Genomic DNA, 26,355 nt, shown 5'->3' with positions numbered 1-26,355 from the left:
ATGGTGTCGTGCATCGCCTGCACGACACCTGCGCCGTCAATCAATCCACGGAGAGTACAGGATGAAGATAACGGTACTGGTGCCGACTTTTCGCCGCCCGCAAGACCTCGCGCGCTGTCTCGCGGCCTTGCAGAAGCAGGAGCGCGTGCCCGACGAGGTGGTCGTGGTCGCGCGTCCCGATGACGAAGCCACGCACACGTGTCTCGCCGATCCGCTGGTCGTCGGTGCGTTGCCGCTGAACATCGCCGCCGTCGACGTGCCGGGCCAGGTGGCCGCGCTCAATCGCGGACTGGATGCCGCGACGGGCGACGTGATCGCGATCACCGACGACGACGCCGCGCCGCACGCCGACTGGGTGCGCCGCATCGGCGCGGCCTTCGAAGGCGACGAACGGCTGGGCGCATTGGGCGGACGCGACTGGGTGCATCAGAAGGGCGGCGTGCTCGACGGCTCGCGCTTTCTGGTCGGCAAGATGCTGAAGTCGGGCAAGATCATCGGCAATCATCATCTGGGCGTGGGCGAAGCGCGCGAAGTCGATCTGCTCAAGGGCGCGAACATGAGCTACCGGCGCGATGCGATCCGTGCGATCCGCTTCGACGGCCGCCTGCGCGGCGCGGGCGCGCAGGTGCACAACGACATGGCGTTCAGCATGAGCGTGAAGAACGCGGGCTGGAAGCTCGTCTACGATCCGCGTGTCGCAGTCGATCATTTCCCCGCCGAGCGTTTCGACGAAGACCGCCGCGATGCGCAGTCGCTGACCGCCGTGCGCAACGCCGCGTACAACCTGCATCTGATCCTGCGCGAGCAGTTGCCGGCCGGGCAACGCGAAGTGGCGTGGTGGTGGTACGCGCTGGTCGGCACGCGCGTCTATCCGGGTGCCGTGCATGCGATGCTCGCGCTGACATCGAAAGGCGCGCGCACCAAGCTCGCCCGCTGGCATGCGGTGCGCACGGGCGCGCGTGAAGCGCGTCGCGCGTTCACCCAGCAACGCGGCACGGGCACGGGGGTGCACGCATGACGACGAAGGTCCACGTGCACCTGTTTTACGGCGCCGATCCGCGTTTTTATCGCCAGGGCGAGAACATCGGTTGCCTGTACGGCTATCACCACGCCGAATCCGACGAGTTCAAGCTGAGCTATTCGCAGGACGCGAAGGAGAGCAAGCCGGTGCGCCTCGTGCGCCGCGCGCTGAAGACGCTGCTCGGCTTCGACCTGATCCATACGCTGCGCAACCGCGACGAGATGCTGCGCTCCGATGTGATCTGGACGCATACCGAACAGGAATGGCTGTCCACCGCGCTGATGCTGCTGATGAACGGCAAGCGTGACGCCCAGCCGTTACTGATTGCCCAAAGCGTATGGCTGATCGACAAGTGGCCCCAGTATGGCTTCCTGCGCCGCTGGTTCTATCGCAAGCTGATTCAACGCGCCGATCTGCTGACGACGCTCGCGCGCGATAACGCCGAACTGTGCCGCGACTACTTCGATCGCGATGCAACGCAGCTTTTCTACGGACTGAACACGCGCGACTTTCCCGTTGCACATCCGAAGACGTTCCAGCCGAACACGCCGCTGCGGATTGCCGCGATCGGCAACGATCGCGACCGCGACTGGGAGACGCTCATCAAGGCGGTCGGCAACGACCCGCGTTTTGCGGTGCGGCTCGCGACGCGCCGTCGCATTCCGCGTTCGCTGCGTTCGCTGAACGTGCAGATCGCGCCCGCCGCCGGGCTGAAGAAGCAACGCGAACTGTACGACTGGGCCGATGTGGTCGTCGTGCCGTTGCGGCCGAACACGCATGCATCCGGTATCACCGTGATGCTGGAAGCGGCGGCTGTGGGCAAACCGATGGTGGTGACGAACGTAGGCGGGCTGGAGGACTATTTCTCCAAAAGCGCTGCGTCCTACGTGCCGCCGTTCGATGCCGACGCATTGCGCGACGCGTTCATCCGTCTGCTCGCATCGCCCGATGAAGCGCTGCAGCAGGCGCAGGCAGCTTCGATGGAACTCGTCTCGCGCGATCACACGACTGAGCACTACGCGCAGCAGCACGTGAAAATCACGCGCGACCTGCTGCGCCGGCGCATGCAGCACGCGCCGGCGGCACAGCGTGATAACGCGAACGCGCGCGTGTCGACGCAAAGCCGGGGAGGGCTGTAAGCGATGTCGTCGATTGCACGAGCGGGGATCGACAGCGCGGCGCGCATCGTCAAGGGCGACAAGCGCCAGAAGAGCGAATGGGTGCCGCCGGCGTTGCTGTGGCTCGTCACGGTCATGCTGATCGTCGCGCACCAGGGCACGGTGCTCACGCTCGCGTTCCCGGTGCTGTCGATCGCCGTCGGTTTCTGGCTGTACTTCAAGGCGCCCGCGAAGTACGTCGGCTACATGTGGTGGCTGTGGTTCCTGAGCCCGGAAGTGCGGCGTCTGGCCGACTGGTCCAAAGGCGCGTTCACGCCGACCAGCCTCATTCAGGTCGCGCCGCTTGCCGTGACGATGATCAGCGGACTGTCGCTGATCCGCTTTTACCCGGTGCTCGCGCAGAGACGCGGTCTGCCCGTGCTGCTGGTGCTGGCGGGGCTCGGCTATGCGTTCATGATCGGCGTCGTCTCCAGCGGCCCGCTGGCGGCCCTGTACGACCTTGCGAACTGGGTCTATCCGATCCTGATCGGCTTTCACATCATGGCGCACTCGCGCCAGTATCCGGAGTTTCGCGAAACGATCATCAACACGTTCATCTGGGGCATGTTGCTGATGGGGGGCTACGGCCTCGTGCAGTTCTTCATCATGCCGCAGTGGGACGCGCTGTGGATGCTCGGCTCGCAGATGAACTCGCAGGGCGACCCGGTGCCGTTCGGCGTGCGCGTGTTCAGCACGATGAATTCGTCCGGCCCGTTCGCGCTCGCGATGATGGGCGCGATGGTCTACGTGATGGCCGCTAACCATCGCGTGCGCTGGGTAGCGGGCGCGCTCGGCTTCCTGTCGTTCTGTCTTTCGCTGGTGCGCTCGACGTGGGGCGGCTGGGTGATCGCGATGCTGATCCAGCTCGTCAAGTCGAACAACAAGGTGCGCATTCGCATTATCGCGAGCGCGGTGGTGCTCACGGGCCTGTGCGTGCCGCTGCTCGCGGTCGGTCCGGTGGCGGAGCGGATGCAGGCGCGTCTGGACACCATCGTCAATCTGCACGACGACCAGAGCTACGCCGCGCGCAACGAGTTCTACGCAACCTTCGCGAAAACCGCTTTCACCGATGTGACGGGCGAAGGCCTCGGCGCAACGGGCACCTCGACCAAGCTCTCGAACGACGGCGGCCAGCTCGGCCAGTACGGCAACTTCGACAGCGGCGTGATGAACATTCCGTTCGTGCTCGGCTGGCCAGGCACGCTGCTCTACATGTCGGGTGTGATCTGGCTGCTGATGCGAGCGTTGCGCGCGTCGTTCAAGCTGCGCGACGACAAGTTCGCGTCGGCTTCGCTGTCGCTCGCACTGTCGATTTTCGCCATGCTGGTCTTCACCAATTCGCTCGTCGGCACGGGCGGCCTGCTGCTCTTCATGGGCGTGTTTTCGATTATCTCCGCGGCGCACTGGCAAAAGCTGAATACGCGCCGCCGTACATTTTTTCATGGAGGCACCGATTGAGAGTCGCCATCGTCACGCACGTAGTGCGTCATAACGACGGGCAGGGCCGCGTCAATCACGAGATCGCGCGCGCGGCGCTCGACGAGAACATCGAGGTCACGCTGATCGCCTCGCACGTCGCGCCCGAACTGCTGCAACACCCGCTGGTGAAGTGGGTGCCCGTGAAGATCGGCCGCTTCTGGCCGACCAATCTGCTGCGCCAGCAGATCTTCGCGTTGAAGAGCGCATGGTGGCTGCGCACGCATCGCGCGGAATACGACGTGCTGCATGTGAACGGCTTCATCACGTGGACGGGCGCGGACGTGAACACCGCGCACTTCGTGCATACCGGCTGGTTCAAGAGCAAGTACTACCCGTTCGGCCTCGGCAAGGGGCTGTGGTCCGCGTATCAGTTCGTCTATACGCGGGTGAACGCGGTGCTCGAAGGCTGGGCTTACCGGCGTTCGCGCGTGATCACGGCCGTGTCGCAGAAGGTCGCGGCCGAGATCGCCGCGATCGGCCTCACGCCGCGCAACCGGCTCGATGTGATCTACAACGGCGTCGATACGCAGGGCTTCGCTGCCGCGACGGGCGACCGTACGCGCTTCAGGTTGCCCGAAGACAAGTTTCTGCTGCTGTTCGTCGGCGATCTGCGCACGCCGCGCAAGAATCTCGGCACCGTGTTGAAAGCGTTGACGCATCTGCCGGAGCACGTGCATATCGCGGTGGCGGGTTACCTTCCCGGCAGTCCGTACCCGGAAGAAGCGAAGGCGCTCGGCATCGCGGATCGCGTGCATTTTCTCGGTCTCGTCAAAGAGATGCCCGTGCTGATGCATTCCGTCGATGCGTACGTGTTTCCGTCGCGCTACGAAGCGATGAGCCTGTCGCTGCTCGAAGCGATGGCGGCCGGTCTGCCGGTGGTCACCGCGCATACGGCGGGTGGCGCGGAAATCATCACGCCCGAGTGCGGCATCGTGCTCGACGACCCCGACGATCCGCAGGCGCTCGCGCAGGCCGTAGGGCGTCTCGCCTCGAACGATGAGGCGCGTCTCGCGATGGGCCGCGCCGCCAACGAGCTCGCGACGGGCTTCGGCTGGGCGCGCATGGCGCAGCAGTACATCGCGCTGTACCGGCAGATTGCGGGGCAGCGCGAAGACCGCCGCCGGATTCAGGACGTCAGAAACCTCAACGACAACGAAGCCGATGCATTGACGGCGAACGTGCCGGATCGCGCGTAACGCGTATTGCGTGCACACGGACAACGACAAGGAAGGACACACCATGACCACTCGTTCCATCAAATCGCTGCAGATCGGTATGCACTGGTTTCCCGAGCGCGCAGGCGGTCTCGACCGCATGTATTACTCGCTGATCGGCGCGCTGCCGGGCGCGGGCGTTGAAGTGCGCGGCGTGGTCGCGGGCTCGGAGCGCGTCGCACAGGACACCAACGGCGCGATCCAGGGCTTCGGTCCCGCTGCGCAGTCGCTGCCGCGGCGCCTGATGGCGGCACGCCGCGCGCTGCGCCGCGAGATCCGCACACAGCGTCCCGATGTGATCTCGTCGCACTTCGCGCTGTACACGTTCCCCGGTCTCGACGCGATGCGCGGTATTCCTCAGGTGTCGCATTTTCAGGGACCGTGGGCCGACGAAAGCCATGTCGAAGGCGCGGACTCGCTCGGCCAGCGCGCCAAGCGCTACCTGGAACAGACGGTGTATGCGCGTTCGTCGCGGCTGATCGTGCTGTCCGATGCATTCGGCCGCATTCTCACGTCGCGCTACGGCATTCCCGCCGACCGCGTGCGCGTCGTGCCGGGTTGCGTAAACGTCGACCAGTTCAATCTGCCGATGACGCAAAACGAAGCGCGCCTGCGCCTGCAACTGCCGCTCGGCCGGCCGATCGTGCTGGCTGTGCGGCGTCTCGTGCGCCGCATGGGGCTCGAAGACCTGATCGATGCGATCAAGGTCGTCAAGCGCCGCAATCCCGATGTGCTGCTGCTGATCGCAGGGAAGGGCCGCCTGCAGCAGGAACTGCAGCAGCGTATCGACGATGCAGGTCTTGGCGACAACGTGAAGCTGCTCGGCTTCGTGCCCGACGAGCATCTGGCGGCGCTGTATCGCGCGGCCGATATCAGCGTCGTGCCGACCGTGGCGCTCGAAGGGTTTGGGCTGATCACGGTCGAGTCGCTTGCGTCGGGCACGCCGGTGCTGGTCACGCCCGTGGGCGGCTTGCCGGAAGCGGTGGCAGGGTTGTCGCAGGATCTCGTGCTGCCGTCGACGGGCGCGGACGCGATCGCCGATGGACTCGGCAAGGCGCTCGACGGGTCGATCAGGCTGCCGGATTCGGATGCGTGCCGCGCGTATGCACGGGCGAATTTCGATAACCCGGTGATTGCGAAGCGGGTGGCGGCTGTGTACAACGAGGCGATTCAGGCGGCGGCGTAGCGCTGACTACGCAGCAGGCTAAGGCAAGGGACGGCTGCGCGCCGTCCCTTTTCTTTTTCCCGGCACGCGCAGGTAAGCATTCGCGACGTGCTGTCGATAGTTCCGCTATTCAAGGAACTATCTGGTTTCCATCAACCGTCAAGTCATAATTCCTGAAATATAGGAATTATTGACGCAGAGTCGACATTTTCTCTATAATTCCGATATTCTCGTAATTATCGGCCTTGCCGCAACGCAAGCCGCTTTATTCCTGAAATCCCGGAACTATGGCCCGCACGCTACCTCGTCCCACTGACGTCGACCCGCTAGCCCGCGACATGGCGGCGCTGGGCCGGCTCGTGCGCAACCGGCGGGCGCAGAGCGCGCTGCGCATCGACGACGCCGCCGATATGCTCGGTGTTTCGAAAGACGTGCTGTCGCGCCTCGAAAACGGCCGTTCGGTGAGTCTCGACAAGGTGTTCAAGGTGTTGGACGGCCTCGGCCTGAACATGCTGGTTTTCACGAACCAGCAAACCAGCGCGGTGCTCGACGCCGTTGCACCGCCCGATACGCAGCATGACGACGCGGCCGCCACGGCGTCCCGCCATACGCCGGAGCCGTCCTGATGCCGCACGCTCTTCACGTCGCGGCTCACGAGGGCGCCGTAGGGCGGCTCGACTTCGAGAGCCATCAGAGTCTTTACCGCTTCGAGTACGACCCGAACTGGCGGGCACGCCGCAACGCGTTTCCGCTGTCTCCGCATATCCCGCTGTCGGGTGAAACACCGCTGGCGGGTGCCGTGCACCGCTTCATCGCGAATCTGCTGCCGGAAGGGCGGGCGCTCGACGTCGCGTCCGTCGTCTATCAGGTGTCGAAAGACAACACCTATGGGCTGATCCGGATGCTCGGCAAGGAGCCCGTCGGCGCGCTGAGCTTTCTTGCCGCCGACGACGAAGGCAAGCCCGTTCAGCCCGGCGAGCGGCCGCCCGCGCGCCGTGAGATTTCGCCCGATGAACTGAGTCAGCGCATCCGCGAGCGCGACGCGATTCCGTTTCCTGTCTGGGACGGCAAGGTGCGGCTGTCGGTGGCGGGGTATCAGGACAAGCTGCAGGTGCTGGTGGAAGGCGAGCGTCTCGCGCTGGCGGACGGGCCGCTCAGTTCGACCCACATCCTGAAGCCGGAATCGCGCAGCCCCGTCACGCCATGCATGGTCGCCAACGAGCATTTCTGCATGACGCTGGCGTCCCGCATGGGTTTGCCGGCCGCGCCCGTGTCGATCCGGCGCATTCCGGAACCGATCCTGCTGATCGGGCGGTTCGACCGGATCGTCGAACTCGATCCCGCGGATGGTGTTTCGGTGCAGGCTGTGCGCCGCCGGCACGTGATCGACGGTTGTCAGGCGCTCGATCTGCCCGTCACGTTCAAATACGAACGCAATTTCGGCAATACGCCCGACGTGCGCACGATTCGCGAAGGCGTGAGCTTCGAGCGGCTGTTCTCGCTACAGCGGCATCTGGACAATCCAGCCGCCGCGCGCACGTTCATGATCCGCTGGGCGCTGTTCCAACTGCTGATCGGCAACAGCGATGCGCACGGCAAGAACCTGTCGTTCTTCGTGCATGGCGGCGGCCTCGAGCCCGCGCCGCTATACGACCTCGTGTCGGTCAACGCATACGGCGAGCGGGTCGAGCAGGACATGGCGATGGCCTATGGCGATGCATTCCGGCTCGAAGAAATCACACCGTTCGCATTGGCGGATTTCGCGCAGCGCACGGGCACGTTGCCGCGCTACCTCGGACGGGAAATGACGCGCATGGCGCAAGCCGCGCAGGCGCTGGCGCCTGAGCTGGCGCAATCGGACGTCTATGTCGGCGACGAACGCGCGCTGGTGCAGACGATCGCGCAGTTCATCGGCGTGCAGGCCGAACGTCTGCTGCATTTCGCGCCGATGGTCCCGCAGGTCGATCGCAAGCTGCTGTAAAAAAAGGGCGCCTGAGCGCCCTTTTTTGTTCAACGCCGTGCCAGCACGGTCAGCACGGTCAGCACGACACGCCGTTCTGGTTACGCGAGACATCCGCCTCGACCATCATCTTGCACAGCTGTTCGAGCGACGTTTCCGGATTCCAGCCCAGCTTCTGGCGCGCCTTGTCGGCACAGCCGATCAGCAGATCGACTTCGGCAGGGCGGTAGTACTTCGGATTCACGCGGATCAGCGTTTTGCCCGTGCGCACGTCGATACCCGTTTCGTTCTCGTTGCGGCCCGACCATTCGAGCTGATAGCCCGCCGCGGCGAATGCCATCCTCACGAAATCGCGCACGGTCTCCGTGCGGTTGGTCGCGAGCACGTAAGTATCCGGCTCGTCGGCCTGCAACATGCGCCACATGCCTTCCACGTACTCGAGCGCAAAGCCCCAGTCGCGCTTTGCATCGAGATTGCCGAGTTCGAGCACATCCGCCTTGCCGAGCTTGATCTTCGCGACGGTGTCGGTGATCTTGCGCGTGACGAATTCGCGGCCACGCAGCGGCGATTCGTGGTTGAACAGAATGCCGCTCGTCGCGAACATGCCGTACGACTCGCGATAGTTGATGGTCGACCAGTGCGCGAACAGCTTCGCGACGCCGTACGGGCTGCGCGGATAGAACGGCGTGTCCTCGCGTTGCGGCACGGCCTGCACCTTGCCGAACATTTCCGAGGTCGACGCCTGATAGAAGCGCATCTTCGGGTTCACCGTGCGAATGCCTTCGAGCAGATTCAGCACGCCCACGCCCGTAACCTGCGCCGTCGTCGAAGGCTGGTCGAACGACACGCCCACGAAGCTCTGCGCGGCGAGATTGTAGAGTTCGTCGGCCTGCACGGTATCGAGCAGACGCAGCGTCGAGCCGGCGTCCGTCAGATCGTGTTCGACGAGTTGCAGATTCGGGTTGTCCATCACGCCGAGTTCTTCCATCCGCCAGAAGTTGACGGAGCTGGTGCGGCGATACGTACCCGTCACCTGGTAGCCCTTGCCGAGCAACAGTTTCGTCAGATAGGCGCCGTCCTGGCCGGATACGCCCGTGATGATGGCTTTGCGTTGTGTGGTCATGAGTTGCCTTTCGTCGGGTTGTCGGAAGTGAAGTGAAGAGGGGATGCAGCGCGCGGCGGCTGGTCTTGTGAGACGGCAGCTACGCCGGACAGGTGCTGCACGATCGGATCGAGCACCTGAAAATCCTGCTGCGCCTTCACGCGATACAGTTCAGGCTTCGGATGCGCGCCGTCGGACATATGCGTTTTCCAGTCGGCCATCGCGGAGATTTGCGCGTAATGGTCGACCAGCGGGACGTGCTGCTCGGCGGCAACGCGCCGCGTCATCGCAACCATCCCGGCGAGGCGCGCGTTCAGGCGCCCATCGGGCATCGGGTTCGAGGTTTGCAGCACAGGCAGCTTGCCCAGCGAGCGCGCTGTTTTCACCAGATCGGTTTCGGCCAGGTAGAACTGCTCGGGCGTCTGGTTGTGCATCACCTCGTTGATGCCGTAGTTGATCGTGACGATCTGCGCATTCGACGCAGCGAGACGGTCTTTCCAGGGGCCGTTACGACCGCGGCCAGTGCCGTCGCGCAGTTGCACGGCCATCGTGCCGCCGACGCCGTAGTTCACGACCGACACCCGCGCGCCATATTTCGTGCGCAGTTCGTCTTGCAGATACGTCACCGCGTTGTCGGGGCGCGGACCGCAGTGGCCGTCGCTGCATGAAATGCCGAGCGTGGTCGAGTCACCGTAGGCTTCGATCAGCACTTGCGGCGGCGCAGGTTCCTGCGCCTGCGCCTGCACGTAGACGACGAGGGCAGTGGCGCAAGCGAACGCGCGCAGCGTCGCACGCACTGTCAGCGCGCCCGTCATGCGCTCGTCCTCGATGCTTCGCGTGCGGCATGCAACGCGGCGTCGTGCGGCTGCGCTCGCGGCTTGCCGCCATGAATCAGGCGACGCTCGAAGCCGAACCACGAGGCGCTCGCGTAAGCCAGCGTGATTGCCAGCGCGAGTGCTGCCGTCACATAGCGGTTGTAGTGCAGCGGCCAGAGCGCGTAGAGGATGGTCAGGTGGATCAGATAGATCGTGTAGCTGATCGTGCCGATATAGACGAGCACGGGATTGCACAGCACGCGCTTGACGATCCCTTTGCTCTGCAGCGCGATCACGACCACCGACGTGCACAGCACCAGCGACACGCTATACAGCCCCGCATTCGACAGCGGCGTATTGGCTGCACGAAAACGCGGATAGTGCAGATGCAGCCAGGCGAGCACGGCGAGCGCCGCGCACACGCCGATCACCGCCAGCAGCCTGAACGGTGCGAGCGCATTCGCATTGCGCCGCACGGCGACGGCGAGCAGCGCGCCCGCGGCCAGCAGATCCATGCGGAACGGCGTCAGGTAATAGATCGGCCAGAACGAATCGAACCACGGCGTCGCGACGGCGCGCAGCACGGGAACGAGCACGATCAATGCGGCTGCGACGTAGCCGAGCACGCGCTCGGGCACCAGCAGGATCACGAACGGCCAGAAGATATAAAACTGCTCTTCCACCGCCAGCGACCACAGCACATTCAGGCTGTCGTGGCCGCTCTGGTTGAGTGCGTCGCCGATATTGGTCGCGAAGAACGCGTACCACTCCCAGTGCTGGGCCCAGCCAAATCCGAACAGGATCGACGAGACCGCCATCAGCAGCAGATACGGCGGCAGGATGCGTCGCGCGCGGCGCGCATAAAAATAGCTGAAATACGACTGCTGGCGCGCCTTGCGATCCAGCAGGATGCCCGTGATCAGAAAGCCGCTCAGCACAAAGAACAGATCGACGCCCATCCACAGCGGCGCCTTCAGCGCGTGCTGTGCGAACACCGCGAGCACGGCGATCGCGCGCAGGCCGTCCAGCTGGACGATGCGTCGTTGATGAGGGAGCGTGGCGGGCAGGGTGCTGACTGTCATGTGCGTCCGTGTATGCGCCTGGTGCGGCATTCAAAGGGCCATGCACGGTGTCGCGAGGCGATCACCATGAAGACGGCAAAAACGGATTCGATTCTAGGTAAATAAAAACGCTAAAAAACACGAATGAAATAAACGAATTGATTTGAATAATAAAAAGACGCTTTTTATATCCGCATACGTCCGGTTACACCTCGATACAGACTCGGCCCGAAATGCGGTAAGAAGTTCGGGTCGCGTCCCGTGATCGGTAATTGATGACGTTTTAGCGGTGCAAAATTGCACAAAACGCATGCAGCACGATTTTTTTCGGATTTCTTTTCGTGCGTTTCAACCGACGAATAATTTTGAATTATTTGCGAATTTCGTCCTTCATTCTTTGCACTTACCGTTAAGCGCTGATTGGCGCATTGCGTTTTAACGCGTTGGCGCGCATTGCGCCTTCCTTTCGCATCTGCGCAATGTTGCCGGCCAATTGCATCGTCATTGCCTGCATTCGTATCGCCTTCGTCTCGCCCCGACAGGAGAACCCGCGTTGTCCCGACTCACGCTTGCCCGCGCGCTGTGCGCGTTTGCCATTCTCGCCACGCTGCATGCGTTCGCCGAACCCGCGCTGAACGTGCAGACGTCGTGGATCGGCAATACGTTCGGCTACGGCGACGGCACGTGGACGCAGATCAACATCACGTCGCTTGCGGTGTCGCCGGACGGCAAGGTCTATACGAACGCGCCGTGGGACGAGAGCGGCGCGGAATCGAGCGTCTATCAGAACGGCAAGATGCTCGGCTTCGCGGGCGGCACGCACGGCTGGGGCAACAGCGGCGGCAACGCGATCGCGGTCAACCGGCGCTATGCGTACGTGGCCGTTGGCGTGGGCAACGAGAAGGGACATCTGGTCGGGCAGGGCGTATGGCCCGATAAAGGCCGTCAGTGGTACGGCATCTCGCGGCGCGAGATCGGCGATACGAAGCGCATCGCCGCGTTCCAGCCCGCCGTGAGCAGCATCGATCCGCATGCGAAGGCGGCTGCGGCGTTCCAGCTGGTCAACGACGTGCCGACGGGCACGCGCGGCGATATCAACGGGCTCGCCGCCAGCGACACGACGCTTTACGCATCGAACACGTCGCAGAACCGCATCGAGGTGTACGACGCCGAATCGATGCAGCGCAAGGCGCAATGGAGCGTGCCCGCGCCGGGCCGCATCGCGCGCGCGGCTGACGGCACGCTCTGGGTGCTCACCGATACGCTCGGCGACAAGGCGAAGGTCGCGCATTTCGATGCCAACGGCCAGCGCCTCAAGGACGATCTGCCGCTGCCGGCAGATACCGTCGCCGTCGATATCGCCATCGATCCTCAAGGCCGCGTGCTGGTCGCCGACAACGGCCCGCGCCAGCAGGTGCTGTTTTTCGGCAAGCGCGACGGCGGCTATGCGCTGACGTCGACACTCGGCGAGCGCGGCGGCATCTTCGCGGGCGTCGCCGGCAAGCCAGGCCCGCAGCGTTTCAACGGACTCACGGGCGTGGGCGTGGATGCGCGCGGCAACGTCTACGTGTCGACCAATGGCATCGGTCCGCGCTTCGAGCCAACGGGTGCAGGCCTCGGCGCAACGCTCGAAAGCTATGCGCCCGACGGCAAGCGTCTGTGGCAGGTCGAAGGGCTCCTGTTCGTCGACGGCGCGTGGATCGATCCGGCGCGCCCTGACAGCGTCTACACGGGCAACAAGCGCTTCACGCTCGATCTGTCGAAACCGGCCGGCCAGCAATGGACGTATGCGGGCTTCCTGACGAACCGTTTCAGGAATCCCGACGATCCCGTCTTCAACACCGACCAGTGGCCGGGCCTTCCCATCGCCCGCAAGCTGAAGGGCCGCACGTTCCTGTTCCTCACGGACATGTATGCGGACCATCTGAAGATCTATCGCTTCGACGGCGCCCGCGATGGCGAGACGGCGACGCCTTCGGGCTTTATCGCGGGCCGCGAGCGCGCGGTGCTGAAGGTGCCGAACGCGCCGAAGGGCGGCGACTGGATCTGGCGCGACGCGAACGGCAACGGCCAGTTCGATGCCGACGAATTCACACCGAACACCACCGGCACGCACCTCGCAGGCGGCTGGGGCTGGTGGGTCGATACCAACGGCGACATCTGGCGCGCGCGCGATTCGAAGGGCATCAACCGCTTCAGGTTTGGCGGCCTCGATGCGAAGGGCAACCCCGTCTATTCGTATTCGGACATGACGGCCTATCCGGTCCCAGCCCCGTTCAGCGAAGTCAAACGCGCGATCTACGACCCGCAAACCGACTCGATGTACGTGACCGGCTACACGGCCGACGCGCCGTTCGACCGCGGCTTCTGGAAAGAGGTGGGCCGCGTGCTGGTGCGCTACGACAAATGGTCGAGCGGCAACCCGGTTGCGCGCTACACGCTGCCGCTGCCGTGGGACACGAAGGCGAAGCCCGTATCGACGCTGATCGGCATGACCGTCGAAGGCAAATACCTCTTCGCCGTCGAGCCCGTCGGCACCGTGCATGTCTACGACAGGGATACGGGCACGCCCGTCGGCACGATGCAACCGGGTCCGGAAGTGGGCCACGCATCGGGCTGGGTCGACGTGCCCAACGGCATCAGCGCATCTCGTCGGGAGAACGGCGAATACCTCGTGTTCGTCGAGGAAGACGCGCGCGGCAAGGTGCTGATGTACCGATGGAAACCCGGCTCGAACACATAAACACAACGCTTCTCCACTCACACGCTACCCCAACACATGACTGACCCAAAAGGCATCCGATGGACAAAGGCATCCTCAGAAACGTAGTGATCAACCTGATCGGGCTGGTGCTGCCGACGTTTGTATCGCTCGTCACGGTGCCGTCGTACATCAAGCTGCTGGGCGTCGAGCGCTACGGCGTGATCAGCCTCGTCTGGACGCTGATCGGCTACTTCAGCATTCTCGATCTCGGCATGAGCATGGCCGCGCAGAACCATATTTCGAAGGCACGCGCATCGAACGATGAGCAGGCCTGCGAACAGGTGTTCTGGAGCGCGACGTGGCTGAACCTGGCGACAGGCATCATCGGCGGGCTCGTCATCTATTTCGGCGCCGCGCTCTATACCGCGTATTTCTCGAAGGTGTCGCCCGAACTGCAGCACGAGGTCTATATGGCGTTGCCGTGGCTCGCGGTGGCGATTCCGCTGGCCAACGTGTCGTGGGTCTTTGCGGGCGCGATCAATGGCGCGGAACGCTTCGGTGTCTACAACACGAACCAGACGCTCGGCACGTTCCTGTTTCAGCTATTGCCGCTCGCCGCGGCATGGATGATGGGACCGACGCTGCAGAACGTGCTCGCGGCGGCTGTGGTCGCGCGTCTGCTCGCCGCGATCCTGCTTGGACGCTCTGCGCTGAACGTGTTGGGCATCCGCCATATTCGCGCGCCGCAGTTCAAGGTCGCGAAGGGACTCTTCAACTTCGGCGGGTGGATGCTGATAGCGAGCATCTCGGGCATGGTCGCCGAATCGCTCGACCGCGTGATGCTCGGCACGAGTCTCGGTGCGCGCTTCGTCACTTACTACACCGTGCCGCAGAACCTCGTCACGCGTCTGAACATCATCCCCACGGCGCTGCAGCGCACGCTGTTTCCGCGTCTTTCCGCCGTGGGTCGCGGCGATGCCGACGTGATCATGCGGCAGTCGCTCGAATTTCTGAACGGCGTATTCACGCCCATCGCGCTCGTCGCCATCATCGTGCTCGAACCGTTCCTGCATGTGTGGGTGGGCAGCGAAGTCGCGGATGCAGCGGGCCCTGTGGGACGCATCCTGATCATCTCCGTGTGGCTCGTCGGCCAGGCGAATCTCGCGCGCATCCTGATCCAGTCGCAGGTGAATCCCGCAACGGCCGCGCGCCTCGCGCTGTTCGAGCTGCCGTTCTTCGCGGGCGCGCTGTGGTTTGGCATTGCGCATTTCGGCCTGACGGGCGCGGCCGTCGTGGTCGCCGCGCGCGGCCTGTTCGATTACGTCGCGCTGCTGCGCCTGTCTCGCATTCACGCGCGTCCGATCGTGCTCGACATGCTCGCGCATCTCGCTTTTTTGGTGGGCACGTTGTGGCTCTCCGCCTTGCTCTCCAGTTTGCCGATGGCCATTGCCGCGGGCGCGCTCGTCGTGAGCGCGAACGTAGCGTGGTCGCTCACGATGACCCCTGCATTGCGCGATCTTGCGCGTTCGCTGCTTGTGCGTCTGAAGTTGCGACTCAATACGAGGAATAGCGCATGAACCACGATATCGTTGAAGCCGACCTGCTGCGTCCCACTGGCGTGACGCGCGATGCAGGCCACGATCTCATTGCGGCCACGCCCGTTGCGAAGCCGCCCGCGACACGCCGCGGCGCGCGCAGTGCCGGGCCGGTGCGCGTGGCGATCATCCACGACTGGCTGGTCACCTATGCGGGCGCCGAGCGCGTGCTCGAACAGATCGTCGCGTGCTTTCCGGATGCGGACCTGTTCAGCCTCGTCGACTTTCTCGACGACCGCACGTTCCTGCGCGGCAAGTCGGTGACGACCTCGTTCATCCAGAACCTGCCGAAGGCGCGCACGAAGTACCGCAGCTATCTGCCGCTGATGCCGCTCGCGATCGAGCAGCTCGACGTGTCCGCGTACGACGTCGTGATTTCGAGCAGCCACGCCGTTGCGAAAGGCGTGCTGACGGGTCCGGACCAGGTGCATATCAGCTACGTGCATTCGCCGATCCGCTACGCGTGGGATCTGCAGCATCAGTATCTGCAGCAGTCGAAGCTGACTAGCGGCCCAAAGTCCGCTCTCGCGCGGCTGATCCTGCATTACATGCGCAACTGGGATATCCGCACGTCGAATTCCGTCGATACATTCGTCGCGAACTCCGAGTTCATCTCGCGGCGTATCCGCAAGGTTTATCAGCGCGAATCCGAAGTGATCTTTCCGCCTGTCGACGTCGAGTCGTTCTCGCTATGCGAGCAGAAGGACGATTTCTATCTGACGGCTTCGCGGATGGTGCCGTACAAGAAGATCGACCTGATCGTCGAGGCCTTCGCGCAGATGCCGGAGCGCAAGCTGGTTGTGATCGGCGACGGCCCCGACATGCAGAAGATACGCGCGAAGGCGACGCCGAACGTGCAGATCATGGGCTATCAGCCGTTCAGCGTGCTGCGCGACCACATGCGCCGCGCGAAGGCGTTCGTGTTTGCGGCGGAAGAGGACTTCGGCATTTCGGTGGTCGAAGCGCAGGCATGCGGCACACCCGTCATTGCTTACGGCAAGGGCGGGGCGCTGGAAACCGTGCGCGACCAGTACGAGCCGCATCCGACCGGCATCTTTTTCAGCGAGCAGACGGCCGATTCGATCATCGGTGCTGTCGAAGATTTTGCGGACGATCCTACGCGCTTCAAGCCAGCCGATTGCCGCGCGAACGCCGAGCGTTTTTCGATCCGACTTTTCCGTGAGCGCTTTTTCGGCTTCGTGCGAGAGTCGGTGCCGGCATTGCAGGGCGCAACCTTGCCCCTGGATGAACCGCCCGCGAACGTCGGCAAGCCGGAACCGGCACCGAACGCCTTGCGCGTGCTGGCGATCGATCAAAGCGGCGTGTTGGGCGGCGCAGAGCTGTCGCTGCTGGAAATCGTGAAGGCGCTCAAGGCGCGCGTGCAGGTGGTGCTGTTCGACGATGGGCCGTTCCATGCCGCGCTGCGACGCGAAGGTGTCGCCGTCGACGTGCTCGATCCGGGCGCGACGCGCGATATCCGCAAGCAGGGCGGCACGCCGCCGATTGCGAAGGCGGTGAAGGGTGTGGTGTCGCTGGTGCGCGAGACGGTTGCGCGAGCCCGCAAGAGCGACGTGATCTACGCGAACACGCAGCGTGCGATGGTGATCGGCGCGCTGGCGGGGCGGTTTGCGAAGCGCCCTGTGGTGTGGCATCTGCGCGATATCGTCAGTCCCGAGCATTTTGGCCGCAAGCAGCTTGCGATCATCAAGTGGTGCGCGAAATTGGGTCTCGCGCATGTGATTGCCAATTCCGCGGCATCTGCGCGTGCGTTCGCCGAGCTGACGAATTTCGGCGACAAGCGTATCGATGTGGTGTTCAACGGCATTTCTGCCGCGCCGTTCGCGGCGCTACGGGATACGCCGCAAAGCGTGTTGCGGACGCGTCTGAATCTGCCGCAGGATGCGTTTCTGGTCGGCTCGTTCAGCCGTCTTGCGCAGTGGAAGGGGCAGCACGTGCTGCTCGAGGCGATGGTGTTGAATCCGCAGATGCATGCTGTGCTGGTGGGTGCGCCGCTATTTGGCGAAGACGCCTACGAGGCGCAGTTGCGGGCGTTTGTGGCGTCGAACGGTCTGGAAGGGCGCGTGCATTTTCTGGGGTTCCAGGACGATGTCGCGGCGTGCATGTGTGCAGTCGATGTCGTCGCGCATACGTCGATTACGCCCGAGCCGTTTGGGCGCGTGATCGTTGAAGGGATGCTAGCGCATCGGCCTGTGGTGGCTGCGCGTGCGGGTGGCGTGACCGAGATTATCGATGATGGCGTGAATGGGGTGATGTGTACGCCTGGCGATGCGCATGCGCTTGCGGATACGCTTGCTGAACTTCGTTCTGATCAGGCGATGCGGGATCGGCTTGTGGCTCGAGGGTATCAGACCGCAGTGCGGAAGTTTGGGACTCAGGCTTATGTTGAAGGGGTGGAGAGGATTCTTGCCAGTGTGGCTGCTGGGGTTTGAGTCTGGCTTTGTCTTTGTCTTTGCGACGCTGGATGTGGTGTTTTTAGTTTTTCGCTGGCATCCGCGTGACGCCTTCGTGCTTCAGGCGTTGCCCCTGTGCGGGGCGGCACCTACTTTTCTTTGCCGCGGCAAAGAAAAGTAGGCAAAAGAAAGCCGCTAACACCGCCAGCCCTTGTGCCCGCCTGAGGGCCCCCAACGGGTCCTCCACTTCACACGGCGTTCTGCCATTCAATGCCCGTTGCCAGCGCCTTGAATCGGCGCCTCACCCGCTTCACACTCCCGCGTCGCCACTAGCGCGATCAAATCGCCCGCGTTCTATAGCGGCAAACTGTGTGTAGGCTTTCGCGGCGTACACGCATCACTTCGGACTGAAAAACACGATCGGTGTCGTAAGAGCGCTGAGGTGTGAGGTACTAAGACCTACACACAGTTTGCCACCTGGGCGGCCGTGACCATTCGCCGCCGCTGGCTGCGCTACGGGTGAGTGAAGTGGGTGAGGCGCCTAGCCGAAGCGTTGGCAACAGGCAGTGAATGGCAGAACGCCGTGTGAAGTGGAGGACCCGTTGGGGGCCCTCAGGCGGTGGTCAAGAGTGGGCGGTGTTAGCCCGCTTTCTTTGCTTACTTTCTTTGCGGCGGCAAAGAAAGTAAGTGCCGCCCCGCACAGGGGCGACGCATGAAGCACCGATAACAAAACGCGGATGCCAGCGAAACCACAAGCAAACCAAAACCAAACCAAAACCAAACCAAAACCAAACCATTACCGCCGCTGAGGCTTCAAAGCCGCCGACCACTTCATAGCCGGCAACTCAACACACCGATAAAAAACCCACGCAACCGCCACAGCAACAAGCAAAAACCCGAAGCTAGGCAAAATAGACACCTGCAAAGCGGACCGGAAAAACACCGACGAAAGGAGGACAAAAATCGGCAGATGAATCGAATACAGCGAAAAGCTGAAATCACCGAATCGGGACATGAGGCGAATCAAAGGCGTATCGCCATGACGCCGGCTCTTCAGTGCCTGAGCCAGATAGCATGCAAACCCAAGCGCCCAAAACTGAAACGCCAGATACTGGCCAAAATGAAACGCGGCACAGCCAAGCGCCGTCAGCAAAAGAGCCGCGCCATACATCAGCCAGGCCATACCGCGTCGCGAAGAAGAACGCTCATCACGCGCGACCTGCATTTCAGCGATCCACGCCCCAAGCGTCCACGAAAACCAGAACGACGTAAAAAACTGCAGATCATGGCGTTCAAACACAAAAACCGACGCAACATTGACGAGCAGCACGAGCCCAAGCACAGGCATCATCCCTAGCCGGCGGCGCAGCGCAAACAGCAGCGGATAAACCACATAAAACTGCACTTCCAGCGAAAGCGTCCACAACGCGCCGTTGGAACCATATGTCTTGCCCGCCACGCCCTGCAGCGAAAACAGATTGACGAGAAAAGCCTGCGGCCCAATATCGAGAATCTTGTGATTGACGGGCGGAAAGTGCAGGCTCGTCCAGTCGAGCGCCAGTGTCAGCAACAAAGCAGCAAACAGCACGGGATAAATGCGCGCAAACCGCCGCGCCCAGAAATTCATCGCGTCCAGCCGGTAAGCCGGATTCTTCGCCAGCCGCTGCGCCGCGCTACGATGAATGCAATACCCGCTGATGACAAAAAAAATCGGCACACCCGCGGAGCCCCATGCAATCGGCAGCGTCAGGTACGCCACGATCGTATTCAGATCGAATGACTTGCCGGCCACGTGGTGAAAGCTCTGCATTCCCACCCATTCAACCTGGCGGCAATGAAAATAAGCCACCAGCAACGCGGCAAAGCCTCGCATCGCATCGATGACGTGTTCCTTGTCGGCGACCTTCGCGTCGCTGCGCGCCGCCCGCCCAAAGGACAGGGACGAGCCAGTGGCGTCCAGTGCTGTATCGCTCATGCGCGGTCCTTCTCCGTAGATGACTGATCGGCGCGCAGCATGGAACACGCGGCACGCCCGCTTGCGTATCCTAGGTGAACGGGCACACAAAAAATCGACAAGAAATGTTTGGAATTATTTAATTGACCGTATTCGGATTGAATTATCCGTGATCGATGAAATCCCAATAGACATCTGAATTATTTGACGATTTTTTCATGTTAGGTTGATGCGGGGAAAAACTTTTGACAGGGGTGGGGTCATGAACCTGCATTTGATCGCCGGCGTCGCCGTGCTGCTGCTACTCGTCGCCGTGTCCGCATATCGGGAAGCCTTGCGCAACGAGCCGATCAGCCGTATCCGCATGAATCCGGAAAAGATGCCGCAGTTCGAAGAACACGAGTAACAGGGCACGGGCCACGCCCGTCTCGCCATCACGGCAAGATTTACGCAATGCGACGTTGCGCATGATTGGCGCGCGTCATTCTTTCCACATGCATTTCAAATGACGTCGTGCATCGCTGGAAGAACAATTTGAATTAATTTCCACACTCGTTCGAGTGCTTATTTCAGATAATTTTGCGCTAGTCTCTTTTCCAGCACGACAATGCGCCGCCTCTCACGGCGATTGCATACATTCAATCAAACCGAGTGGAAATGCATACCATGCTGAAAGTCACCAAAGCCGTCTTTCCTGTAGCGGGCCTCGGCACACGTTTTCTGCCCGCCACGAAGGCGAGCCCAAAAGAAATGCTGCCCATCGTCGATAAACCGCTGATCCAGTACGCGGTCGAAGAAGCGATCGCGGCAGGCATCACCGAAATGATCTTCGTCACGGGCCGCAGCAAGCGCGCGATCGAAGATCACTTCGACAAGTCCTATGAAATCGAGGCAGAACTCGAAGCACGCGGCAAGGAACAACTGCTCGAGCTCGTGCGCAGCATCAAGCCGTCGAACGTCGACTGCTTCTATGTGCGCCAGGCTGAAGCGCTCGGTCTCGGCCACGCCGTGCTGTGCGCAGAAAAGCTGGTCGGCGACAGCCCGTTCGCCGTGATTCTCGCCGACGACCTGCTGCACAGCGAAAAGCCCGTGATGAAGCAGCTCGTCGACGTGTTCAACCACTATCACAGCTCCGTGGTGGGCGTCGAAACGATCGCGCGCGAAGCGAGCCGTTCGTATGGCGTGGTCGACGGCAAGGAGTGGGAAGAAGACGTGATCAAGCTGTCGGGTATCGTCGAGAAGCCGGCACCCGACAAGGCGCCGTCGAATCTCGGCGTAGTCGGCCGCTATGTGCTGATGCCGACCATCTTCAAGCACATTCGCGCATTGAAGCCGGGCGCGGGCGGTGAATTTCAGCTCACGGATGCGTTGCAGTCGCTGCTGACGGAAGAGCAGGTGCTCGCGTATCGCTACTTCGGCACGCGCTTCGATTGCGGCAGCAAGCTCGGCTATCTGAAGGCGACCGTCGAATTCGCGCTGCGTCATCCGGAAGTGCGCGCGGAGTTCGAAGACTATCTGCAAAGCTATCTGCCCTTGCATCTGACCGCTGCCGCCGCCTGAAAGCAACGCCTGCGGCAACGACGGCGCGTCTACCCGCCGTCGCGCTGCAGGTCGATCGGCGCAAGCGCGCGCGTCATCCCAACGAAGCGGGCCCGCTGGCCGGGGATGCGCGTGCGAGTATTGCGCGCACCTCGTCGTCGGTGGTTTCGCTGAAGTCCGAATAGAACTGGCTGACGCTGAAGAAAAGCTCGGGAGCCGCGACGCAGACGAATTCGTCGACGTCGTCGCCGATGCGCAAGGCGGCATCAAACGGCGCGACGGGCAATGCGGCCACCAGCTTCGCCGGATGGCGGGCGCGCAATGCGCGCGCGGCCACTTTCATCGACGCGCCCGTCGCCAGTCCGTCGTCGACGATGATGGCGATGCGACCCGCCACGTCGATGCTGGCACGCTGCGGATCGCGAAACAGCGCCTCGCGTCGCGTGAGTTGCGCTTTTTCATCCGCAAGCACGCGTTCGAATTCTGGCTGCGACACGCCCGTGTCGCGCATCAGTTCGTCATCCACATACAGCGCGTCGCCCGATGCGATCGCGCCCATCGCCAGTTCGCATTGCCACGGCACGCCGAGCTTGCGCACGACGAGCACGTCGAGCGGCGCGCCGAGTGCGCGCGCGACTTCATACGCAACGGGTACGCCACCGCGCGGCAAGCCGAGCACGACGACATCGCTGCGTTGCGCGTATTGCTTCAGTTGATGGGCGAGCGCCCGGCCCGCGTCGGCGCGATCCGCAAATCGGCGGTGCATGATTCGCTCCCACGTCCGCTACCCATTCACTATAGGTCGTAGCGGCGGTCGCGCTACAGCACGTTGAGCATCGCGAGCGCCGACTCCTGCAACGGCCGCAGCACGCGATTGAGGGCCGCTTCCGAGGTCTCCTTGCCCATCGGCATGTTCGTGCTGAGCGCCGCGACGACCTCGCCGTGGCGGTTCTTCATCGGCACGGCTACGCCGCGCACGCCGATGTCGAGTTGCTGCTCGATCACGGCGAAACCGTCTGCCTGCGCGCGGCGGACTTTCTCCAGCAGGCCCGTCTTGTTCGTCACGGTGTGAGGCGTGAAGGGCGCAAGGGCGGTGTCGTTGAGCCACGTCCGCATGGCGTCCTGATCGCGGTGATAAGCGAGCAGCACGACGCCGGGCGAGGTGAGCGGGGCGGGCACGCGCGCGCCGAGCACGAAACCCGTCGTCATCACGCGCGACGTGCCATTGCGCGCAATGAACACCAGTTCCCAGTCGTCGAGCACGCTCACATACACCGACTCGTTGATGCTCGCGCTCAACTGCTGCAGATACGGCTGCACCGTTTTCGGCAAACGCGCGGAATCGAAATACGACCAGCCGACGCGCAGCACGCGCGGCGTCAGGCCATACAGCTTGCCGTCGCCCTGCACGTAGCCGAGATGTTCGAGCGTGAGCAGATAGCGGCGCGCGGCCGTGCGCGTCATGCCCGTCAGTTGCGCGGCCTGGCTCGGCGTGAGGCGGGCATGCTCGCTGTCGAACGACTCGAGAATCGCAAGGCCTTTTTCGAGCCCGGCGATCCAGTCGCGTTTGTCCAATGGCGGTCGGTTCATGGCTATCGCTCCCTGATTTTGCGCGGCTAACGTATCGGTACGCGCGATTATCGCTCACGACCGGGCGTTTGTTGATCGCGACCTGCAAGCACGATTGAGGGCGACACCTGCCCCGAAACGCTGCCTCCGACCACCACGAATCACGGGCAAAACCTTGCCGACACTGTGTCGGCGCCGCAACGGCCAGCCTGGTGCAAACCCGCGAAGCGCGCGTTAATCGCACATAAACGTGCGATTAACGCACGTTTTCATCTCCAGGAGCATTGCTCACCCCACGACGCTTGCCTATTCTTGAGCCACCTCGACGCCACCTCGCGTCACGCCACGCAGCACACGGCATGGGCATATCGAATGCGTCGCTCAGCAGCACAGGTTTCATCGACAAAGGTTCTGCCATGACTCACCCCACGAATCAGCCTTGCATCATCTCCGTCGCCATCACGGGCTCCGTGCCGCGCAAGAAGGACAACCCGGCCGTGCCGATCTCGATCCCCGAGCAGGTCGAAAGCACGCATGAAGCCTATGAGGCTGGCGCGACGCTCGTGCACCTGCACGTGCGCGACGAGGAAGAGCGTTCGAGTTCCGATCGAAACAGCTTCGCGTTGCTGCAGGAAGGCATCCGCAAGCATTGCCCGGACATCATCATCCAGTTTTCGACGGGCGGCCGCGGGCGCTCGTTCGAGCAGCGCGGCGCGATGCTCGATCTGCGGCCCGACATGGCGTCGCTGGCAACGGGCTCGGTAAATTTCCCGACCACCGTCTATGAGAACCCGCCCGATTTCGTGCGCACGCTCGCGCAGACGATGCTCGATCACGACGTCAAGCCCGAAATCGAAATCTTCGATCTGGCGATGCTTTACAGCACCGTCGATCTCGTTCAGCAAGGTCTGCTGAAAGAGCCCGTGCACGTGCAATTCGTGATGGGCGTGAAGAACGCGCTGCCTGCGCGCCGCGAGATTCTCGAATTTGAAGTCGCGCAACTGCAGAAGCTGCTGCCGAGCGCGACGTGGACGGCGGCAGGCATCGGCAGGCATCAGCTCGAAGTGAACCACTGGACGCTCGAACTGGGCGGCCATTGCCGCACGGGCCTCGAAGACAACGTGCGCTGGGACAAGGACACGCTCGCGAAAAGCAATGCGCAACTGGTGGAGCGCGTCGCGAAGCTGTGCGGCGAATATGGCCGTCCCGTCGCGACGGCGAAAGAGGCGCGCGAGCTGCTGGCGCTCAAGCCCGCTGCGCAGTAACGTTCTTTCATTCGAGCCAGACTATGCTTCGCTCCATTGCCACCGTGTCGGTTAGCGGCACGCTCGTCGAAAAGCTCGCTGCCATTCGCGCGGCCGGTTTCGACGGTGTCGAGATCTTCGAAAACGATCTGCTGTATTTCGACGGCTCGCCCGCCGACATCCGCAAGCGTTGCGACGATCTCGGCCTGAAGATCACGCTGTTCCAGCCGTTCCGCGATTTCGAAGGCGTGTCGAAAGAGCGGCTCGCGCAGAACCTGAACCGCGCGCAACGCAAGTTCGAACTGATGCACGAACTCGGCACGGATCTCGTGCTCGTGTGCAGCAACGTCAATGCAAACGTGATCGCAGACGATGCACTGATAATCGATCAGCTCGGCCAGCTTGCGTTGCTCGCTGAACGCGAAGGCGTGCGCGTCGGTTTCGAAGCGCTGGCGTGGGGCAAATACGTGAATTCGTATCGTCACGCATGGCGTCTCGTCGATGCGGTCGATCATCCGAGCCTCGGCGTGATACTCGACAGCTTCCATACGCTGTCGATCGACGATCCTATCGATCCCATCGCCGGGATTCCCGGCGACCGGATTGCGTTCGTGCAGATTGCCGATGCGCCGCTGCAAAAGATGGACGTGCTCGAATGGAGCCGGCACTACCGATGTTTTCCGGGGCAGGGCGATCTCGATGTCGTCGGCTTTGCGGACCGCGTGCTCGCAACGGGTTATGAAGGTCCGTTCTCGCTGGAAATCTTCAACGACGGTTTTCGTGCCGCGCCGACCGCGGCCACGGCAGCCGACGGTTATCGTTCACTGCTGTACCTCGAAGAGCAGGCCGCACACCGGCGTTCAGGCGCGAAGGCGACCCAGCCGCTCTTCACGCCGCCTGCGCCGCCTGCGCATTCGGGTTTCCAGTTCATCGAGTTTGCTGTCGATTCGACCAGCGTGCCGCGTCTCGCGCAGCGCTTCGCCGAAGCGGGCTTTCATGCGGCCGGCAAGCATCGCTCGAAAGACGTGACGCTGTATCAGCAAGGCGATGCATCGATCGTGCTGAACGCGGAGACCGATTCGTTCGCGAGCGAGTTCTTCCATCGCCATGGCCTGTCGCTGTGCGCGTCGGCGTTTCAGGTCGACGATGCCGCGCGTGTGTTCGAGCGCGCGACGTCGTTCGGGTATGCACCATTTTCGGGCCGTGTCGGACCGAACGAACGCGTCGTGCCGGGCGTGCGCGCGCCCGACGGCAGCCTGCATTACTTCGTCGATGCGCGGCCCGATGAGCCGACGCTCTATGAAGCCGACTTTGTCCTGTCCGCACAGGACGGCGCGCGCCAGCAGGCAGTGCAGGGCGAGCTGAAAAGCATCGATCACGTATGTCTCGACCTGCCCGCCGATACGCTCGATACATGGGTTCTTTACTTCAAGGCCGTATTCGGTTTCGAGGTCGAACCGGCATGGCTGCTTCCCGACCCTTACGGACTCGTGCGCAGCCGCGCGGTGCGCAGCGCCGATGGGTCGGTGCGAATCGTTCTCAACGCATCGGTGGACGGACGCACCTCAACGGCGCAATCGCTGCACACATATCGTGGATCCGGGCTGAATCATGTGGCATTTGTCACCGACGATATCTTCGCCGCCGTCGAACAGTTGCGCGCACGCGACGTTCGGCTATTGAGAATCCCGTCGAACTATTACGATGACCTTGAAGCACGATACGATTTCGCCGACGGCATCGTGACGCAGATGAAAGACGCCCACATCCTCTACGACAGGGACGCGCAGGGCGGCGAATTCTTCCATGTGTACACCGAGCAGATGGACGGACGCTTCTTTCTCGAAGTCGTGCAGCGCAAGGGCAGTTATGACGGATACGGCGCGGTCAATGCGCCCGTCAGGCTCGCCGCGCAGGCGCAACGCAAGAACGGCTAGACGCAGCGATACGCAGTGAAGGATCGCAAGGGTTATGTAGTGGTACTTACCCTTAGCGATCCGCGCAGCACCCGGTTTTCCCGCAACACACACGCTTTTCGTACGACCCGCAGCACCGGCGGCGACGGCGCACGCTTGTGCCTGTTTGCATCGTGTTTGTGCCCGCTTGTCCGCCGCCGATAACACCTAAACATAAAAGGATCAGGAGATGAAAAGACGTTACCCCGAAGTCAAAGCCGCCCTGGCTGGCGCCGCGATGCTGGCCACGCTGCCCGCATTCGCACAGAGCAGCGTGACGCTGTACGGCATTATCGATAACGGCATCGGCTATCAGTCGAGTTCGACGTCGCTGGGTTCGACTACAGGCGGCCACTCGGCCTTCAAGATGGTCACGGGCGTGTGGGCGGGCAGCCGCTTCGGCCTGAAGG

Annotated in this window: 22 protein-coding genes; 16 read left to right on the top strand and 6 right to left on the bottom strand. The window is 62.7% G+C overall.

The features are described from left to right. The first annotated feature begins 61 nt into the window (after positions 1 to 61). The 7 genes from G3O01_RS40590 (at position 62) to G3O01_RS40560 (ending at position 8,017) form a co-directional block, all read left to right on the top strand. Positions 62 to 1,018, top strand: a complete 957-nt coding sequence (locus tag G3O01_RS40590) for a glycosyltransferase family 2 protein (protein WP_205813112.1) — start codon at positions 62 to 64, stop codon at positions 1,016 to 1,018. Next, on the top strand, positions 1,015 to 2,160 hold the full coding sequence (locus G3O01_RS40585) for a glycosyltransferase family 4 protein (protein WP_205813111.1): 1,146 nt from the start codon (positions 1,015 to 1,017) through the stop codon (positions 2,158 to 2,160). The genes G3O01_RS40590 and G3O01_RS40585 overlap by 4 nt, the downstream gene beginning before the upstream one ends. Positions 2,161 to 2,163: 3 nt before the next feature. Beyond that, positions 2,164 to 3,636: a glucose-6-phosphate isomerase gene (locus G3O01_RS40580; RefSeq protein ID WP_205813110.1), complete on the top strand. Its 1,473-nt coding sequence runs from the start codon at positions 2,164 to 2,166 to the stop codon at positions 3,634 to 3,636. After that, positions 3,633 to 4,853 carry a glycosyltransferase family 4 protein gene (locus G3O01_RS40575; protein ID WP_205813109.1) on the top strand — a complete coding sequence of 407 codons (1,221 nt, stop codon included), beginning with the start codon at positions 3,633 to 3,635 and terminating at the stop codon, positions 4,851 to 4,853. The genes G3O01_RS40580 and G3O01_RS40575 overlap by 4 nt, the downstream gene beginning before the upstream one ends. 43 nt (positions 4,854 to 4,896) lie before the next feature. Beyond that, positions 4,897 to 6,057 (top strand): glycosyltransferase family 4 protein, encoded by a 1,161-nt coding sequence (locus G3O01_RS40570; RefSeq protein WP_205813108.1) that lies wholly within the window; start codon positions 4,897 to 4,899, stop codon positions 6,055 to 6,057. Between the two features lie 266 nt (positions 6,058 to 6,323). Next, entirely contained in the window at positions 6,324 to 6,662 is a 339-nt protein-coding gene (locus G3O01_RS40565; protein ID WP_241024680.1) for a helix-turn-helix transcriptional regulator, read from the top strand. Further along, the gene (locus G3O01_RS40560) at positions 6,662 to 8,017 is read left to right on the top strand and encodes a HipA domain-containing protein (RefSeq protein ID WP_205813107.1); all 1,356 of its coding nucleotides are present in this window, start codon (positions 6,662 to 6,664) and stop codon (positions 8,015 to 8,017) included. Before G3O01_RS40565 ends, G3O01_RS40560 begins: the two co-directional genes overlap by 1 nt. A gap of 58 nt (positions 8,018 to 8,075) precedes the next feature. On the opposite strand, the gene gmd is transcribed toward G3O01_RS40560, so the two are convergent. Genes gmd through G3O01_RS40545 form a run of 3 tightly spaced genes read right to left on the bottom strand, consistent with a single transcriptional unit; the run spans position 8,076 to position 10,995 of the window. Further along, entirely contained in the window at positions 8,076 to 9,119 is a 1,044-nt protein-coding gene (gmd, locus tag G3O01_RS40555) for a GDP-mannose 4,6-dehydratase (RefSeq protein WP_205813106.1), read from the bottom strand. After that, entirely contained in the window at positions 9,116 to 9,913 is a 798-nt protein-coding gene (locus G3O01_RS40550) for an SGNH/GDSL hydrolase family protein (protein WP_205813105.1), read from the bottom strand. The genes gmd and G3O01_RS40550 overlap by 4 nt, the downstream gene beginning before the upstream one ends. Beyond that, the gene (locus G3O01_RS40545; RefSeq protein ID WP_205813104.1) at positions 9,910 to 10,995 is read right to left on the bottom strand and encodes an acyltransferase; all 1,086 of its coding nucleotides are present in this window, start codon (positions 10,993 to 10,995) and stop codon (positions 9,910 to 9,912) included. Before G3O01_RS40545 ends, G3O01_RS40550 begins: the two co-directional genes overlap by 4 nt. A gap of 574 nt (positions 10,996 to 11,569) precedes the next feature. On the opposite strand from G3O01_RS40545, the gene G3O01_RS40540 reads away from it, so the two are divergent. Genes G3O01_RS40540 through G3O01_RS40525 form a run of 4 tightly spaced genes read left to right on the top strand, consistent with a single transcriptional unit; the run spans position 11,570 to position 17,865 of the window. After that, entirely contained in the window at positions 11,570 to 13,717 is a 2,148-nt protein-coding gene (locus G3O01_RS40540; RefSeq protein WP_346779261.1) for a hypothetical protein, read from the top strand. A gap of 59 nt (positions 13,718 to 13,776) precedes the next feature. After that, positions 13,777 to 15,255: an oligosaccharide flippase family protein gene (locus G3O01_RS40535; protein WP_205813102.1), complete on the top strand. Its 1,479-nt coding sequence runs from the start codon at positions 13,777 to 13,779 to the stop codon at positions 15,253 to 15,255. After that, on the top strand, positions 15,252 to 17,723 hold the full coding sequence (locus G3O01_RS40530; protein WP_205813101.1) for a glycosyltransferase family 4 protein: 2,472 nt from the start codon (positions 15,252 to 15,254) through the stop codon (positions 17,721 to 17,723). Before G3O01_RS40535 ends, G3O01_RS40530 begins: the two co-directional genes overlap by 4 nt. Continuing rightward, positions 17,698 to 17,865, top strand: a complete 168-nt coding sequence (locus tag G3O01_RS40525) for a hypothetical protein (protein ID WP_205813100.1) — start codon at positions 17,698 to 17,700, stop codon at positions 17,863 to 17,865. Before G3O01_RS40530 ends, G3O01_RS40525 begins: the two co-directional genes overlap by 26 nt. Positions 17,866 to 18,480: 615 nt before the next feature. On the opposite strand, the gene G3O01_RS40520 is transcribed toward G3O01_RS40525, so the two are convergent. Further along, positions 18,481 to 19,659 carry an acyltransferase gene (locus tag G3O01_RS40520; protein ID WP_205813099.1) on the bottom strand — a complete coding sequence of 393 codons (1,179 nt, stop codon included), beginning with the start codon at positions 19,657 to 19,659 and terminating at the stop codon, positions 18,481 to 18,483. A gap of 241 nt (positions 19,660 to 19,900) precedes the next feature. Between G3O01_RS40520 and G3O01_RS40515 the strand changes: the two genes are divergently transcribed. Continuing rightward, positions 19,901 to 20,044 carry a hypothetical protein gene (locus G3O01_RS40515; RefSeq protein WP_199588629.1) on the top strand — a complete coding sequence of 48 codons (144 nt, stop codon included), beginning with the start codon at positions 19,901 to 19,903 and terminating at the stop codon, positions 20,042 to 20,044. 260 nt (positions 20,045 to 20,304) lie between these two features. Then, complete coding sequence (galU, locus tag G3O01_RS40510) at positions 20,305 to 21,198, top strand: UTP--glucose-1-phosphate uridylyltransferase GalU (RefSeq protein WP_205813098.1); 894 nt, start codon at positions 20,305 to 20,307, stop codon at positions 21,196 to 21,198. A 73-nt stretch (positions 21,199 to 21,271) separates the two neighbouring features. Here the strand turns inward: galU and G3O01_RS40505 are convergent, their stop codons facing one another. Both G3O01_RS40505 and G3O01_RS40500 read right to left on the bottom strand, forming a co-directional pair. Then, positions 21,272 to 21,943 (bottom strand): phosphoribosyltransferase, encoded by a 672-nt coding sequence (locus tag G3O01_RS40505; protein ID WP_205813097.1) that lies wholly within the window; start codon positions 21,941 to 21,943, stop codon positions 21,272 to 21,274. Between the two features lie 53 nt (positions 21,944 to 21,996). Further along, on the bottom strand, positions 21,997 to 22,767 hold the full coding sequence (locus G3O01_RS40500; RefSeq protein ID WP_205813096.1) for an IclR family transcriptional regulator C-terminal domain-containing protein: 771 nt from the start codon (positions 22,765 to 22,767) through the stop codon (positions 21,997 to 21,999). A gap of 395 nt (positions 22,768 to 23,162) precedes the next feature. On the opposite strand from G3O01_RS40500, the gene G3O01_RS40495 reads away from it, so the two are divergent. From G3O01_RS40495 to G3O01_RS40485, 3 genes are all read left to right on the top strand, one after another. After that, the gene (locus G3O01_RS40495) at positions 23,163 to 24,011 is read left to right on the top strand and encodes a 3-keto-5-aminohexanoate cleavage protein (protein ID WP_205813095.1); all 849 of its coding nucleotides are present in this window, start codon (positions 23,163 to 23,165) and stop codon (positions 24,009 to 24,011) included. 23 nt (positions 24,012 to 24,034) lie between these two features. Beyond that, positions 24,035 to 25,927, top strand: coding sequence for a sugar phosphate isomerase/epimerase and 4-hydroxyphenylpyruvate domain-containing protein (locus tag G3O01_RS40490; RefSeq protein ID WP_205813094.1), 1,893 nt, complete (start codon positions 24,035 to 24,037; stop codon positions 25,925 to 25,927). A 208-nt stretch (positions 25,928 to 26,135) separates the two neighbouring features. Beyond that, the coding region (locus G3O01_RS40485) for a porin (protein ID WP_205813093.1) at positions 26,136 to 26,355 on the top strand (220 nt) is incomplete at its 3' end.

Source organism: Burkholderia sp. Ac-20365 (genome assembly GCF_017104715.1).
Classification (GTDB): domain Bacteria; phylum Pseudomonadota; class Gammaproteobacteria; order Burkholderiales; family Burkholderiaceae; genus Paraburkholderia.
This window is presented reverse-complemented; position numbering and strand designations above follow the sequence as displayed.

Bases quoted from the DNA above. Each gene is read 5' to 3' on its own strand.
- G3O01_RS40560 (WP_205813107.1), top strand. From the start codon at position 6,662: ATGCCGCACGCTCTTCACGTCGCGGCTCACGAGGGCGCCGTAGGGCGG.
- G3O01_RS40520 (WP_205813099.1), bottom strand. From the start codon at position 19,659: ATGAGCGATACAGCACTGGACGCCACTGGCTCGTCCCTGTCCTTTGGG.
- G3O01_RS40580 (WP_205813110.1), top strand. From the start codon at position 2,164: ATGTCGTCGATTGCACGAGCGGGGATCGACAGCGCGGCGCGCATCGTC.
- G3O01_RS40585 (WP_205813111.1), top strand. From the start codon at position 1,015: ATGACGACGAAGGTCCACGTGCACCTGTTTTACGGCGCCGATCCGCGT.
- G3O01_RS40590 (WP_205813112.1), top strand. From the start codon at position 62: ATGAAGATAACGGTACTGGTGCCGACTTTTCGCCGCCCGCAAGACCTC.
- G3O01_RS40570 (WP_205813108.1), top strand. From the start codon at position 4,897: ATGACCACTCGTTCCATCAAATCGCTGCAGATCGGTATGCACTGGTTT.
- G3O01_RS40490 (WP_205813094.1), top strand. From the start codon at position 24,035: ATGCTTCGCTCCATTGCCACCGTGTCGGTTAGCGGCACGCTCGTCGAA.
- galU (WP_205813098.1), top strand. From the start codon at position 20,305: ATGCTGAAAGTCACCAAAGCCGTCTTTCCTGTAGCGGGCCTCGGCACA.
- G3O01_RS40495 (WP_205813095.1), top strand. From the start codon at position 23,163: ATGACTCACCCCACGAATCAGCCTTGCATCATCTCCGTCGCCATCACG.
- G3O01_RS40500 (WP_205813096.1), bottom strand. From the start codon at position 22,767: ATGAACCGACCGCCATTGGACAAACGCGACTGGATCGCCGGGCTCGAA.
- G3O01_RS40545 (WP_205813104.1), bottom strand. From the start codon at position 10,995: ATGACAGTCAGCACCCTGCCCGCCACGCTCCCTCATCAACGACGCATC.
- G3O01_RS40535 (WP_205813102.1), top strand. From the start codon at position 13,777: ATGGACAAAGGCATCCTCAGAAACGTAGTGATCAACCTGATCGGGCTG.
- gmd (WP_205813106.1), bottom strand. From the start codon at position 9,119: ATGACCACACAACGCAAAGCCATCATCACGGGCGTATCCGGCCAGGAC.
- G3O01_RS40565 (WP_241024680.1), top strand. From the start codon at position 6,324: ATGGCCCGCACGCTACCTCGTCCCACTGACGTCGACCCGCTAGCCCGC.
- G3O01_RS40550 (WP_205813105.1), bottom strand. From the start codon at position 9,913: ATGACGGGCGCGCTGACAGTGCGTGCGACGCTGCGCGCGTTCGCTTGC.
- G3O01_RS40505 (WP_205813097.1), bottom strand. From the start codon at position 21,943: ATGCACCGCCGATTTGCGGATCGCGCCGACGCGGGCCGGGCGCTCGCC.
- G3O01_RS40530 (WP_205813101.1), top strand. From the start codon at position 15,252: ATGAACCACGATATCGTTGAAGCCGACCTGCTGCGTCCCACTGGCGTG.
- G3O01_RS40515 (WP_199588629.1), top strand. From the start codon at position 19,901: ATGAACCTGCATTTGATCGCCGGCGTCGCCGTGCTGCTGCTACTCGTC.